Annotated in this window: 15 protein-coding genes and 1 pseudogene; 3 read left to right on the top strand and 13 right to left on the bottom strand. The window is 33.8% G+C overall.

Annotated features, from left to right (window positions below):
- Positions 1-150: 150 nt before the first annotated feature.
- The 5 genes from FA584_RS01870 to FA584_RS01850 form a co-directional block, all read right to left on the bottom strand.
- On the bottom strand, positions 151-810 hold the full coding sequence (locus tag FA584_RS01870) for a methionine ABC transporter permease (protein ID WP_167750089.1): 660 nt from the start codon (positions 808-810) through the stop codon (positions 151-153).
- Positions 803-1810 (bottom strand): methionine ABC transporter ATP-binding protein, encoded by a 1008-nt coding sequence (locus FA584_RS01865; protein ID WP_167750088.1) that lies wholly within the window; start codon positions 1808-1810, stop codon positions 803-805. Before FA584_RS01865 ends, FA584_RS01870 begins: the two co-directional genes overlap by 8 nt.
- 62 nt (positions 1811-1872) lie before the next feature.
- Complete coding sequence (locus tag FA584_RS01860) at positions 1873-2700, bottom strand: MetQ/NlpA family ABC transporter substrate-binding protein (RefSeq protein ID WP_167750087.1); 828 nt, start codon at positions 2698-2700, stop codon at positions 1873-1875.
- Positions 2701-3064: 364 nt separating this feature from the next.
- The gene (locus tag FA584_RS01855) at positions 3065-3250 is read right to left on the bottom strand and encodes a hypothetical protein (protein WP_096045733.1); all 186 of its coding nucleotides are present in this window, start codon (positions 3248-3250) and stop codon (positions 3065-3067) included.
- A complete protein-coding gene (locus FA584_RS01850) occupies positions 3247-3984 on the bottom strand; it encodes a phage replisome organizer N-terminal domain-containing protein (RefSeq protein ID WP_228448191.1) in 738 nt (245 codons plus the stop codon). Before FA584_RS01850 ends, FA584_RS01855 begins: the two co-directional genes overlap by 4 nt.
- A gap of 136 nt (positions 3985-4120) precedes the next feature.
- Here FA584_RS01850 and FA584_RS01845 point away from each other — a divergent pair, with 136 nt between their 5' ends.
- Positions 4121-4825: a helix-turn-helix domain-containing protein gene (locus tag FA584_RS01845; RefSeq protein WP_096045732.1), complete on the top strand. Its 705-nt coding sequence runs from the start codon at positions 4121-4123 to the stop codon at positions 4823-4825.
- Positions 4826-4860: 35 nt separating this feature from the next.
- Here FA584_RS01845 and FA584_RS01840 read toward each other — a convergent pair whose 3' ends face one another.
- The 4 genes from FA584_RS01840 to FA584_RS01830 form a co-directional block, all read right to left on the bottom strand.
- Positions 4861-5091, bottom strand: a complete 231-nt coding sequence (locus tag FA584_RS01840; protein ID WP_096045731.1) for a hypothetical protein — start codon at positions 5089-5091, stop codon at positions 4861-4863.
- Positions 5084-5716 carry a recombinase family protein gene (locus FA584_RS01835; protein WP_167750086.1) on the bottom strand — a complete coding sequence of 211 codons (633 nt, stop codon included), beginning with the start codon at positions 5714-5716 and terminating at the stop codon, positions 5084-5086. Before FA584_RS01835 ends, FA584_RS01840 begins: the two co-directional genes overlap by 8 nt.
- A 681-nt stretch (positions 5717-6397) precedes the next feature.
- Positions 6398-6532, bottom strand: a complete 135-nt coding sequence (locus tag FA584_RS14665) for a hypothetical protein (RefSeq protein ID WP_256431217.1) — start codon at positions 6530-6532, stop codon at positions 6398-6400.
- 78 nt (positions 6533-6610) lie between these two features.
- Entirely contained in the window at positions 6611-6898 is a 288-nt protein-coding gene (locus FA584_RS01830) for a hypothetical protein (protein ID WP_167750085.1), read from the bottom strand.
- Between the two features lie 135 nt (positions 6899-7033).
- Here FA584_RS01830 and istA point away from each other — a divergent pair, with 135 nt between their 5' ends.
- Both istA and istB read left to right on the top strand, forming a co-directional pair.
- A complete protein-coding gene (istA, locus tag FA584_RS01825; RefSeq protein WP_167750084.1) occupies positions 7034-8161 on the top strand; it encodes an IS21 family transposase in 1128 nt (375 codons plus the stop codon).
- Positions 8136-8950, top strand: a pseudogene (istB, locus tag FA584_RS01820) (IS21-like element helper ATPase IstB). The gene istA and the pseudogene istB overlap by 26 nt, the downstream one beginning before the upstream one ends.
- Positions 8951-9172: 222 nt before the next feature.
- On the opposite strand, the gene FA584_RS01815 reads toward istB, so the two are convergent.
- The 4 genes from FA584_RS01815 to FA584_RS01800 all read right to left on the bottom strand — a co-directional run bounded on the left by FA584_RS01815 (position 9173) and on the right by FA584_RS01800 (position 13762).
- Positions 9173-10324, bottom strand: a complete 1152-nt coding sequence (locus FA584_RS01815) for a GIY-YIG nuclease family protein (RefSeq protein WP_167750083.1) — start codon at positions 10322-10324, stop codon at positions 9173-9175.
- Positions 10317-12239: a DEAD/DEAH box helicase gene (locus FA584_RS01810; protein ID WP_167750082.1), complete on the bottom strand. Its 1923-nt coding sequence runs from the start codon at positions 12237-12239 to the stop codon at positions 10317-10319. Before FA584_RS01810 ends, FA584_RS01815 begins: the two co-directional genes overlap by 8 nt.
- Positions 12240-12350: 111 nt before the next feature.
- A complete protein-coding gene (locus tag FA584_RS01805) occupies positions 12351-13487 on the bottom strand; it encodes a Fic family protein (RefSeq protein ID WP_167750081.1) in 1137 nt (378 codons plus the stop codon).
- Positions 13484-13762, bottom strand: coding sequence for a virulence RhuM family protein (locus FA584_RS01800; protein WP_191342073.1), 279 nt, complete (start codon positions 13760-13762; stop codon positions 13484-13486). The genes FA584_RS01805 and FA584_RS01800 overlap by 4 nt, the downstream gene beginning before the upstream one ends.
- Positions 13763-13765: the final 3 nt, after the last annotated feature.

Here is a 13765-nt window from a genome sequence, read left to right as displayed (position 1 = left end):
ATTATCATCCTAATTTTTAGTAATGTTACTTTACCAAATCAATATGGTTTTTTTGCTTTAATAGAAAGATGATTCTTTAAGTGCTGCACTATTTCGGGGTTAATTTAGTATTCTAAAATTACTCCAAGGCTCTACAATTAGAGCCTACAATTATTTTTTATCGACTTTCGTAGCAATGCTATCTCCAAATACTTGGAGAATTTGCACTAAAATAATAAGAATGACAACGGTAATAATCATTACGTTCGTTTCATAACGATAATATCCAAAACGAATTGCAAGATCGCCCACGCCTCCACCACCCACAATACCTGCCATGGCAGAGTATCCTACAAGGCTGATGCCTGTGACTGTGAGTCCCCTAATAAGCCCAGGAAGTGCTTCAGGGAGCAAAACATTTTTAATAATTTGGAACGGTGTTGCACCATAAGCAGTAGCCGCCTCAATAACGCCTTTATCAACTTCACACAATGATACTTGCACCAATCTCGCATAAAAAGCAATCGCTGCAACGGAAAGTGAAAAAGAAGCAGCAATGGGGCCTATGGTTGAGCCAATGAGCATTTGTGTCAAAGGAAGAAGTAAAACCAACAATATAACATAGGGAGTTGAACGCACAACATTGATGAGCAAACCACTGAATAGATTGAGAAATTTATTTTCCCAAAAAAGCCCTTTGTCAGTTATGAAAAGAAAAAGCCCCAGAGGAATACCTAAAATAATGGAGAAGAAAAAAGAGATACCCACCATTTGTAATGTTTCCCAAAATGCTTTTAAAAGATCGGGCAAAAGTTCAATAAAACTATCCATGAAATACCTCCACTGATGCAGTGCGTTCTTTAAGATAACTTATAATTTGTTCAATCTGAGCACTACTTGCATTAATATTTAAAAGAAGTACACCCAGAGGTTTTTCATCAATATACTCAATTTTTCCATGTAATACATTAATGTCTACTCCAAAAGTACGAATCGCGTCACTTAATATGGGTTCTTCTGCTCTATCTCCATTATAAACAACTTTAATGAGACGCCCTTGCACATCTTGCAAAATACGAGAGGGTAACTCAAGATTAAGCGTATGTGCGACTAATTTTTGTGTAAAAGGGTGTTTTGGAAGAGAGAAAATATCGTAAACACTACCTGTTTCAACCACGACACCTTTATCCATCACGGCAACTTTGTTACAAATTTTTTTAATCACATCCATCTCATGAGTAATCAGAATGGTCGTAATGCCTAATTTTTTGTTGATCTCTTTAAGAAGATCTAAAATTGCATTGGTTGTCTCAAGATCAAGCGCAGAGGTAGGTTCATCACATAAAAGAATTCTAGGGTTATTTGCAAGAGACCGAGCAATACCAACACGTTGTTTTTGCCCGCCTGAAAGGGTGGAAGGATAAACATGCATTTTGTCCGATAACCCGACAAGCTCTAAAAGTGCAGGAACCCTTTGTAAAATCGCCTCTTTAGAAGCTCCTGCAATAACCATAGGAAAAGCGACATTGTCAAAAACAGTTTTTGTATGAATGAGATTAAAATGCTGAAAAATCATCCCAATAGTATGACGGATGGTTCTAAGTTTTAATCCTGTATATTCTGTAATATCTTCTCCCGCAATCCATATCTTTCCTGAGGTTGGTTTTTGAAGAAGGTTAATAGTACGAATAAGGGTACTTTTACCAGCACCACTCGTGCCCACAATACCAAATATTTCACCCTCTTGAATCTGCAAATTAATAGCATCAACGGCTTTAAAAGAGGCTTCTTTAGTTTGAAACGTAACCGTTACATTTTCGATATTTACCATAATGACCTAATCTCCAATAATCTATCCATACGGTATGCAACAAACATACCGTACTTCACACTCTATTTTGTTTTTGCTTTTAACCACGCAGGTTTTTGAAAATCTTTGAAGATTTTAGCAGGATCACTCATAATATTTGCAAAGGCCTCTGATTCAACCACTTCTTTGATATCTTTCACATATTGTGCATCTAAATCATCGGTTCTGACCGCAATGATGTTGATATAGTCTTCAGGAATAATTTCTCGATCAATCGCAGTTGGATAAATACCTGAAGAAATCGCATAATTTCCAGAAGCAACAGCAATGTCTACACTGTCCAGTGTGCGAGGAATTTGAGCTGCCTCAAGCGGATGAATTTTAAGTTTTTTTGGATTTTCCACAATGTCTTTCTCTGAAGCTTTCGTTGCATCAATCTCTGGTTTAATTTTAATAAGGCCTACTGATTGTAAATAACGAAGTGCTCTTGCTAGATTTGTGGGGTCATTGGCAAGGGTAAGGGAAGAGCCCTCTTTAATTTCCGCAATCGATTTATATTTTTTAGAGTAAATACCAACGCCTGCCGTTGGAACGCTGATCAGTGCGGAGAGTTTAAGACCTTTGTCCGCTGCAAACTTTTTCAAATACATGGGGTGTTGAAAGAGATTCGCATCAATTGATTTATTGGCAAGGGCAAGATTGGGTTGTACATAATCACTGAATTCTTTAATCTCTATGGTATACCCTTTTTGTGCAAGACTAGGTGCAATCGCTTGTTTAAAAAGATCACCGTAAGGGCCTGGTGATATACCAATAATTAAATGTTTATTCTCTGCAAATGCATTTGCCGTAAAAATGAACAGTACTATAACCAAAATGGATAATTTGGATTTCCATTGTTTCAATGCCATTTTTTCTCCTTGAACTGTATAATGGTTATTAATTTATGGAAGTGTAACGCAAATGGTATTTAATGTCAAGTAATTTAATATTTTTACTAATGATTAATTTTTAGTTAAAAAATTTCTACTTAAATAATGGCAATAGTATACTGTATGTTAAGCTATTGATGTACCAATTTAACCAAAAAGTACAAAAGATTGTTAGATTGATTATAATGTATCCAAGGACTTGAAAATTTATTTTTGATGATTTTTTTGAAGGGATTTATAAAAAGAGTGGCTCCGAATGCTGGATTTAAACAACACTATAAGAACCCTTTATTTAAGGGATTTGATAAAACTACTTCCTTCTAAATTACTACTATAATTACTACTACAAAACATGACTGTTTAGAAAAGACAATAACTCTTCTCGGCTAATTATAGTGGTTTTTGGAGATGGTTTCAAGGTTTTGATTTTATTATTTTTTATATGGAGCCATAGAGTTGACAATCCAATACAAAGAAACTGTGCTGCTTCTTTTGGGCGAAAAAATTCTTTTTCCATTTGATTTTTCATAAAACACTCTTTTGATTATTTTGAATAAATGCTTGTTCAAAAACAGCACTTCTAACGCTATATAAATATTCCCAAATTTTAAAACTCTCAGTTGAATCACAAAGCCTCTTTGTTTGAAGATTATAGATATAACCATTTTTTAAACAAAAGCCCTGATGAGTACAAAGAAAATTTTCACCATCTAATTGTTTTAATTTAAATTCATAACTAGGAAAAGAATTGAGTAACTTTTTTTTGAAAGATTTAAAATCTATCCTCTCTATTTCATTTGCAGGGAAGAAGGAGAGAGAGGATTCTATATTTTTCTCTAATTCTATATCTAGCTCTATTGGATTTTTTTTTGACATTTTTTGACAATGTCCAATTTCTGTTTTTTTCTGTCGCTCTATCCTCTTATAACTAGCCCACTTTGATTCACTGCCTATCATATTTTGAGTTTCTACCATGAATAGTGTGCCATCATCCCATTTTTCCATCAATTCAAATTTCAAAAATATGTCAACAGATACTTTGACAGTATCGATATTTGTATTTGTCACATTTGCAAGCATCTCTGCACTATATGGTATAGTATTTCTAAAAAAGAGTTCTCCATTATTTTCTATACTTTTTAAAAGAAGTTTCATATAAAAAATTATGTAGTCTTTTCCATTTGGCATGGCTTCAATAAGCTTGATTTCTTCTCGATCAAAAAAATCATTTTTTAATTTTAACCAAAAGTATTTTTTCATCATCACAGTGATTGCACTCCATAATCATACATAATATGTTATATATGACATATTATACAACTTGAATTTTATATATTGCTTAAAATATGTTACAATTAACTTATTATGTTGCATAAAACATATTTAAAGGAATTACCATATGTTTTTTAAAGAATTTAGAGATAAACTTGGAATTTCACAAAAAGAAGCTTTTGAAAAATTAGAAATTCAACAAGCGACATTGGCAAAATACGAATCTCAGTCCATTTCCCCATCTTCATCAGTAATTAAAAAGTATTGTGAAACGCTTAACGCAAATCCAACTTTTCTTTTTTTTGGTCAAGAACCTCACTTATTATCTGCCACTCCTCAGGTTTCCATTGAAACTGGTTATCTTTTAAATGATTTATCTTCATTGTTTTCTCAAGATGAATTAGCACAAAAATTACGTGAAATTCTAATAGAAGCCCTTCTCAAAAGAGTAAAAGGTATTATTAAAGAAGGTACTTTTGTCAAACTATTAGATGCTTTTTCCTTAGGTAGTCATGTAAGGCAGCGACCATTTCTTTTTTTATATTATGTTTTTCAAATAATATCAGTTGCCAAAAATCAACCTAACACTACTATCCAAAATGCAAAACAATTTATTATTGAGACTATCCAGAATTTCAAAACATTTTCTTGGAAAAATCAACCAGCATTTACAGAAAAAATTAAACAAGATATTACAGAACTTATTGATAGTGATTTTACAGAAAGTGAATGTCAACTATTAATTGAACAAACAGATACTGTCCTAATTTTGCTTGAAAGGACTATGAGTCCGATGGTTATTAAAGCTCATCGAGGAGTTTTTCAGTCATAGTATATGATCATATTTTAACGATTTTTTCTTCTGCTCTAAAATCCTTGCTTCTTGAGCATGTCAACAAACGATTGCATACTAGACTCTATTTTGGTGATAGCAGCATCATTGGATACGGGAACAAGTTGTGCCATACCGTGAACAAAATTGAGTTTGAAAATTTGTCTGGATATTTTGTGAATAACCATATCATCATATTCTTCATAAAAATCATAAGAGGCTCTAAATTCATCGGACATAACCGTTAAGACTTTATCATTACGCATGGTTCTCCTTTTTATTTAGCTTATTTTTAACATATTCGCTCAAGCTCTTGATAGTGCCATATCCCAAATGTTTTTTTGAAATATTCGTGAGACTGACGCCTAAGTCATAAAGCTCTTTGATTTTGGATTGATCTTTATCGTAGATACTCTCTTGAATCGTACCTTTTGGCTTACCCAGTTTGATTCCTTTGGCTTTTCGAGCTTGCAATGCCTCTTTGGTACGTTGGCTAATCAAATCTCTCTCTAGTTGGGCAAAAGAGGAGAAGATATTGATTTGAAAGTCGGTAAATGGGTTTTGGGTATCCGGTTCGATCATAAGATGTTCTTTGATGATATGAATATTGACTTTCTTTGCAATAAGCTGATTCACAATCGTGACGACATTGACCACGCTACGACCAATCCTACTTAACTCTGAGACGATTAAATGATCATGTGGTTGTAGGGTTGATAATAGTTCATCGATCTTTCGATCTTCTTCACTCTTTTTGCTGCTCATTTTTACTTCAACAAATGAAACTGTGCCTAAGCCTTTTTGATTAACATACGCAAGAATAGCATGGTGTTGATTCTGGAAATCTTGCTTGTCTGTACTGACACGAATATAACCTATTGCATGAGCCATTTTTAGCCTTTTACCTCTTTTGGTTATTATACTAAAAAATATCTCAAATATTTACTTTTTATATATACTATTTAACGTAAATATATAAACTAACTAAACGAACAATATATAGTAAAAATTTTTAGTATTGAGTAAATGATTATAGGTGTAAAATATTTTATTTGTTAAAGAATTTTATTTTTGGGAATAAAATGCCTATATTATATATAGTTACGTAGGGATGTTTTACTATTTGGGAATAAAATGCACATATCCTCTAAAGAGGTAGCATCTAAAATCATTTTTGGGAATAAAACCCCTATATTATGAACGACAGTGAATAGTGCTGTATAAAGGCTTTAAAATCCCCTCTGAAAAAATTAACTGCAATGCTTGAAATCTTCTATGAATATTTTGTTACAAAAATGGCATATATATAGTATGTTATGATAAAAAAAGTTTTGTTACGAAAATAGCCTATACCTCTTATAGAGGTAGAAAAAATAATCTGAAAAATTCTATTTTTTGTTACAAAAATGGCTTATATATGAACGATAGTGAATAGTGATGTACCAAACACTTTGGAGTGATAACAAAGGTACAAACTAAAGATGACTAGCAAATCGTTGAAATATTTTTATTTTAGGAGGAATTTTTTCAAAAGAAGCTTTAGCAGAGATTTACCATACTTCTTCTTTTGAGTTATTTCGTAGCGTGTTGATTGCCTTTATAATATGGGCTGTATGTGGAATAGCCAGACTCATAACGAAGTTTAGCAATCGCTAGAGCAGCTACAATAAGAGATAATGTGCCAAATATGATATTAAACCATGTCATCGTTAATCCTTCCATGTTTTTGTTTTATGCTTTAGAAATTATAGAACAAATTGTTCTAAATCACCAAAGGGAAATGTCTTATTCCCCTTTTTTGTATTCCAGTTGTTTATCGGTATGAATCAATATAAAGCTCTGTGCTGGAGTAGTTTTGTTTTTACATGTAAAGGTCTCTTGATTCATAAAAACATTGATCGTTGTTGGATTCATAGTCTCTAAACGCATAAAAAGATATTCATCCATCGTAATAGGTTTAAATTGTGTTAAGGCATTCGAAACAAAGAGTTCACCGCCATGATAGGTGCAGTACTTCTGAGCTCCGGTAATACGTTCGTATCTCCAAGGAAAAACAGAGCTATTTTTCTCCAAGTCGAGTAAATGTCAAACGAACTGCTAAACTGGTCAGTAGAAAATGTAATTTGAGAGTTGCATTTTGATTTAAAACCTTAAAGAACCAAGTTAAATTGGTTAAACTCCATTTTCAATTTTTTGGAAAGGAGTTGAATGTTAAAAAAAGGTGAAATTAAAATGATAAAGAAGTTTTTAGCTGAAGGGTTTAGTAAAAGTGCCATTGCTAGAAAGTTAGGTATTTCAAGAGAAACTGTAAGGCGCTATGCCAATCTTCCAGATGATTATATTCCCCATATCAATAGACCTCCTGTGATTAACAGTGTTGATCCTTATTTGCCACATATCGCCAAGATGTTAGAGACGGCAGAGCAGCAGAAAAGTGAAATACCCTTAACCGTCATTTATGAAGAGATTAAGAAGCTTGGATATGATGGAAGTCTAAGGTGGCTTCAACAAGTCATACTAAGATATGAGCTTAGAGCTCGAGCCAAATTAGATGAGCCTATTATACGCTTTGAAACCAAACCAGCCCAGCAGATGCAAGTTGACTGGGTAGAGTTTCCCAAGGATAATTTATCCGCCTTTGTAGCGACGATGGGTTACTCTAGAGCATCTTATGTGGAATACGTTAATAATGAGAAGATTGAGACCTTGATAGGGTGCCATATGAACGCTTTTGCCTACTTTGGTGGTGTTCCAAAAGAGTGTTTATATGACAATATGAAAACTGTCATATTGTCACGAAATGACTATGGTAAAGGTGATCATAGATTCAATCCCTTGTTTGCTGACTTTGCCAAACACTGTGGATTTAGTATCAAAGTATGCAAACCCTATCGCGCTAAAACCAAAGGAAAAGTTGAGAGATTTAACCATTATCTGCGGTATAACTTTCATAATGGATTACGAGTGAGACTCTCTATGAAACATTACACATTAACGCTTGATAATGCAAATGCGGAAGTTCTAAAATGGTTGGACAATACCGCCAATAAACGCATCCACCAAACGACATTACAGATGCCATTTGAGTTGTTAGCACAGGAGCAGTTACAGCTACTTCCTGTGCCTAAAGCCTATCAAGGAATCCACCCTAAAGCTTTGATTGAAAGTGTAGCTAAAAATATTCCCCAATCAATTCTCACAAAGACTTGGAAAAATTATATATCCCCAATAGAGACATTCAATGTTACGATGAGTTTATACCCATGGTTGCAAACATCATCCTTCCTGTTGGATTTTATGGTGGTGCATTATGGAGTTAGATACCTCTATCGATGAGTTATGTAAAGAACTCAAGCTCTCTATCATAGGCGAAAAATATCATGATATTGCCAGTATGGCAGCTAAAGAGAATTGGCAATATACACAGTTCTTGGAGGAGGTATTACGAGTGGAAGTAGATAATAGACTAGGTCTAAAAATATGTTGACCAAACTCGCAGGATTCCCAGTTATTAAGACATTAGAGCAGTTTGATTACACTTTCTCCGTTGGCGTGAACCGTAAACAGATTGAAGAACTCTCAAGCCTAATATTTGTTAAAAAGTATGAGAACATCATCCTCTTAGGTGAAAGTGGTGTGGGTAAAACACATCTTGCTATTGCGCTAGCACTCAAAGCGGTGCAACATCGCTATAAAGTAAGATTTACCACCATAAGTGAGCTTTTAAGTAATGCAAATAGAGCCAAAAAAGAGAAAAAATATGATAGCTTCTTGAAATCTATCGCCTCTCCATCGGTACTTGTCATTGATGAGATTGGATATTTCAATATGAGCAAAGAAGAAGCCAATCACTTTTTTCAAATTATTTCTAAACGCTATGAAAAAAGCTCTACCATTTTTACTTCAAATCTTGTATTTAGTAAATGGGTTCAAGTCTTTGCAGGAGATAAAATCGTTACAACCGCTATATTAGATCGAGTGTTACATCACTCACATATCATCAATATTCAAGGAGATAGCTACCGACTTAAAGAGAAGAAACAAACAGGAGTTTTACACTCAGAAATCTATAAGTTTGAAGCTAAATCTTCAAACATAGAAGGTCAAAATCAAGAGGTGGTTTAAGTTTCAATTCGCAACTTTTTTACACTATAAACTGACCAGTTCTGCGCTTCGCTTGACAGCAAAGATAGAAACCCGTAAACATGATGTCAGTTATAACCTTGAGCACCTTTACAAAATCGCTCAAGAGTTTGGGTTGGAAGTTAGGGATTTGATACCTCAAATGAAGAAAACTACAAAATAATATTTGTTGAGTATATTAAATTTTCTAAAACATTATGGTCTTTAAATCATAATTAGTTTGTCTGATTTTTCATCATACCTGTAGTGTATGATTTCACCACTAATAATAAGTTCTATTGCTTTTTCAATAATATCGAGCGACACCACAAACCACTCTCTTGGAGTATATCGTTTACTAGCATCTCCAAAAATATCAATATTTAGACATACTTTGCCAAAAAATTTATGAATAAGTTGTTCAAATTTTTGCGTGTTCATGTTATAGGTCTCATAAACACTGACAATTTTAACGGGAGCCATCAAATATGTCGGCTCATTAACGGCATTTTTAATTCTTTCTGTAACTTCAGTTGTTGAATAACCCACTTTGTATAAGTTTTTGATAGATGCAATTTTGGTATCTGAACTTAAAGATTCCAAAATATAAATATAACCCGTTTTATTATCTTCTTCTGAAATTTGAGATAATTTATCTAGCACTCTATCATCTTGTAGACTTACGAAATATCCATCCTCATACAAACCCTTTCCAAAAGATCTCAAAAGCATATTTGACTCAGTTCCATTTTCAAAGATAATTCTTGTTCTGGAATCTAGCTTATTAAATTTATCTTTTTTGGGATCATCAATTTTTTCTAAATAAGCCAATACCCCTTTTAAAATAAAAAAACTACCTTCTTCAAAAAACTTTTCATTAAATTTAGATAATTTCCTTGTGCCTTTTTTTAGATCTTGATGTACTTCTTTAAAAAGAGGCTCATATTTATCAAATTTTTTACATGGTTTTCTTTGTGCAACGAAATCTGTCTGCTCACGTTCTTTTGGAATATGCTTCAAAGTAAATATATCATTCTCATTTGCATCGCCAAGCAATCCAAACGCATCGTTATTTATAATATCATCAATGGAATTAATCTCAATCTCTTGCAGGATATTCAATCGGTCATAAGGCTTAAGAGCCTTTATCTTTTCAGGGTTTTCACGTATGCCTTGCAATCTCGAATACAAAGTACGCTCCTGAATATTAGCCGATTTTTGAGGCTCATGTCCATTTTGTTCAACAAAAGTGCTAATCTCTTCAAAACTTGATATCAGCCTATCATCCTCATTTAAAGCTTTTGTTATGGCTTTCGGCTCATTCAAAAGCCCTAGTGGGTCATTGGCTAAAATATCATCTAATGAAAATTCAACCATTGACTTTCTCACGTCGAAGCTTATTGAGGTAAATGAGTGCTTCTGCCATTCTTTTTTCTGTAAAATCTCTGCTGTTCAAATCAGGCATTCTTCCATGCTCGCTTTTAAATACAGGAATTTTTTTATAAAGTATGACAGCTTCTTCCGGTGTCATTTCTATTCTTGTTGCCTCAATGCTCTCTTGAATCAATTTTAGCACATGCGTCGTCACTGATTTTGATAAGATTTCAAAAGCCCTTTGAAATGGATTGATCTGATCTATCAAATCAATATTAAGTTCATCTATATTGACAAATTTGTCTGCCATTTTTATAAATTTTTTATCACCGCTTTCTATGATATGCCCATTTTTAACGACACTATCAACAACGACATGCTGCCTTAGCTCTTCCACTTCATTATCATTCAAATCAGGATATTTAACCTTGATAATTTTGGGGATCAAAACTCGATTGATCACTTCTGCATCAAGATTTCCCGGAATGGCTTTTATCATCACTTCATCTTGCAAGATAGCAGCTTTTAAATCATTCAAATCTGATTCGATGATGTCTTCCACTCTTTTGCTTGTTGGTTTTTTAAAACCTCTAATTTTGAGTTCACCTTTCTGATTAGGTTCATCATCGCCATCAAATCGTGGTTTAAATTTAAAATTTGGTGCTAAAACTTGTTCCATCAATAATGATGCTGTAATGGCTTTGAGCATATTATTGACGCTAAGTTTTACTTCAGAGTCCTGCGCATCAGGCTGGGCTATAAGATTTGTAAACTGTGCATGAGCTTTATTATTGCTATCTCTTGTTGCTCTTCCAATGATTTGAATGATCTCTGTTAAAGAACTTCTATAACCAACAGTCAAAGCATGCTCGCAATAAGGCCAATCAAAACCCTCTTTTGCCATACCAAGGGCTATAATCAAATCCATATCATCAACATTTTTGATGTTGCGTAGGTATGTTACGACTTTCTCTCTTGCTTTTGGTTCATCATTGACTAAATCAGCTACCTTAAGAAGCTTACCATCATCTTTTCGTTTAACGATGATAATCCCCTCCTCGGTAATCTGCTCCACTGTTCCGATAGTATCTAAAATAGTATCTACCTCTTTGTGTTTATCTTTTGTAGATTCACCAGAATTGACATTTGGAATGTGTAAAATTGTTTTTTTATTGGTATCTAAAATTTCGTGTATAGCACTTGTATAACGCCCTTGATAAAAGTGATACCCAATACCCAATGATTTTAAATATTCATAACCATTTAATTGTTCATAGTAGTTATAAGTCACTTTTGAAAATTGGCTTTCATCTTCGGGCATCAGAACCGGTACGCTATCGCCTCTGAAATACGAACCTGTCATAGCAACAATATGTGCTTTAGAATTTTGCATAACAGAGCGAATAAGTTCTCCTAACTGGTTTTCTCCATCAGCTGAGACATGGTGAAACTCATCAATCGCTAGTACACAATTATCAAATTTTGCATCATCTAGCTCTTTAAAAGCAAACCTAAGTGTTGCATGGGTGCAAATCAGAATTTTTTCATCACTACTCATAAACTTTTTAAATGCTTCTACTTTACTCTTTTCTCCTCCGGGAGTACAAAGATTATACAGAGGGTTTGGTTCCCATGAAGCAAAAAAACCGTTTGATTTTAAATCAGTCTTTTCAAAAGAACCGCCGATAGATCGCTCAGGTACAGCAACAATGACTTTGGCAATATTTTGATGGTAAAGTTTGTCTAACGCGATGAACATCAAAGCTCTTGATTTTCCAGATGCAGGGGGAGCTTTAAGGAGGAGGTACTGCTCGTTTCGAGCTTCATAAGCTTTGGCTTGCATATCTCTCATGCCAAAATTATTTGTTTTTTTGCTCTCACCTGTTTGCCCATAAGTTACATCTATGATATTTGTCATTCATCCCTCTCTAATTCAAAAAATTGGCTTGAACTTTAACTATAAAATTCTCTTAGTAAAATTTAGGATCCTAACTTTAACTATAAAATTCTCTTAGTAAAATTTATGACTTTAATTTTTACTATATATTGTCAAATACCTATCAAATACAAATAGTTTGTTTCTCTCATACCCTGTAATTTCTTTTAAAATACCCTTGGCCTCAAACTCTTTGACTAAAGTATTTGCCGTAGGTTTGCTAATCTCCAAAGGCTCTATGATTTCACTAATTGAGATAATAGGTCTTTGATATAAAAATTCTATTAACTTGCTCGCGTTGTGTGCCTTTTTACCAAATCCTACTATAAGTGCATCCATCTCTTGTTTGAGAGTCAGAATATTTTGAAACGTTTGTACGCCATTATTGGCAGTCACAATCACTGCTTCAAGAAAAAACTTTATCCAATGAATCAAATCATTATCTGTTCTTACTTTTGTCAGTGCTTCATAGTAAGCTGATTTATTTTTTTCGATAAAATCAGAGAGATACAAAGATGGTTTTCTAAGTAATCCTTTACTCACTAAATACAGTGTTATGAGTAATCTGCCAATACGCCCATTTCCATCCAAAAATGGGTGGATCGTCTCAAACTGATAGTGAGCAATTGCTATTTTTATAAGATGTGGCACAAATATCTCTTCGTTGTGCAAAAATTTCTCCAAATCACTCATGAGTTCCCCAACTTCATTGTGATGAGGGGGAATATAATAAGCTGTTGCCAAACTAGCACCGCCTATCCAGTTTTGAGATCTTCTAAATTCACCCGGTTGTTTTGCTTCACCTCTTACGCTATTGAGCAAAATTGCATGAATGTTTTTGATAAGACGATTTGAGATAGGTAAAGTTTCAAGCTCTTTGATAGCACTATTCATAGCATCAATATAGTTTCGTACCTCTTGCCAGTCATCTCTTTTTTCAGGATTGATCTGCTCTTTTGCAATAAGCACTTCATCCATTTCTGTTTTTGTGCCCTCTATCTTACTTGATGTATTCGCTTCTTTTGTGATATGCATCTGTATAAACATATCTACATTGGGTACGATCCTCGTAAAAGCGTTAAGTTCCCCAAGTGCTCTAGTTGCATTTTCAAGCATAGTGTTGATTTGAGGGTCATCCCATGTAAAAGTATGATTGATAAATTCTGGCAAAAAACTTTTATATTGATACTCTTGTCTCAGCGTACCTGATTTAAAATCTTTTATGTTCATATTAACCTCCCCAAAATTTCCAAAGCTTCTATCTCAACTTTGAAAAAGCGAACCACTTTTTGCCAAAATCTTTTAAATTCAGTCGAAGTTGTCGCAAAATTTGCAATAACTGAAACCTTTTCAAGTTCACCATCATCAAAAACATTACCGATATGCTTTCCTATAGTTTTTACATCTCTTCCAAAAAGCTCTGCCAAACCTCTATATAACATCACTTGAAACCTACAGATAATGTGTATTTTACTTGAAAGGATGTCGATAGTTGTGTTTTTCATTTT

Source organism: Sulfurospirillum diekertiae, assembly GCF_011769985.2.
GTDB classification, from domain to species: Bacteria; Campylobacterota; Campylobacteria; order Campylobacterales; family Sulfurospirillaceae; genus Sulfurospirillum; species Sulfurospirillum diekertiae.
Note: the sequence above shows the minus strand (reverse complement) of the source record. Positions and strands in the feature narration are given on the sequence as shown.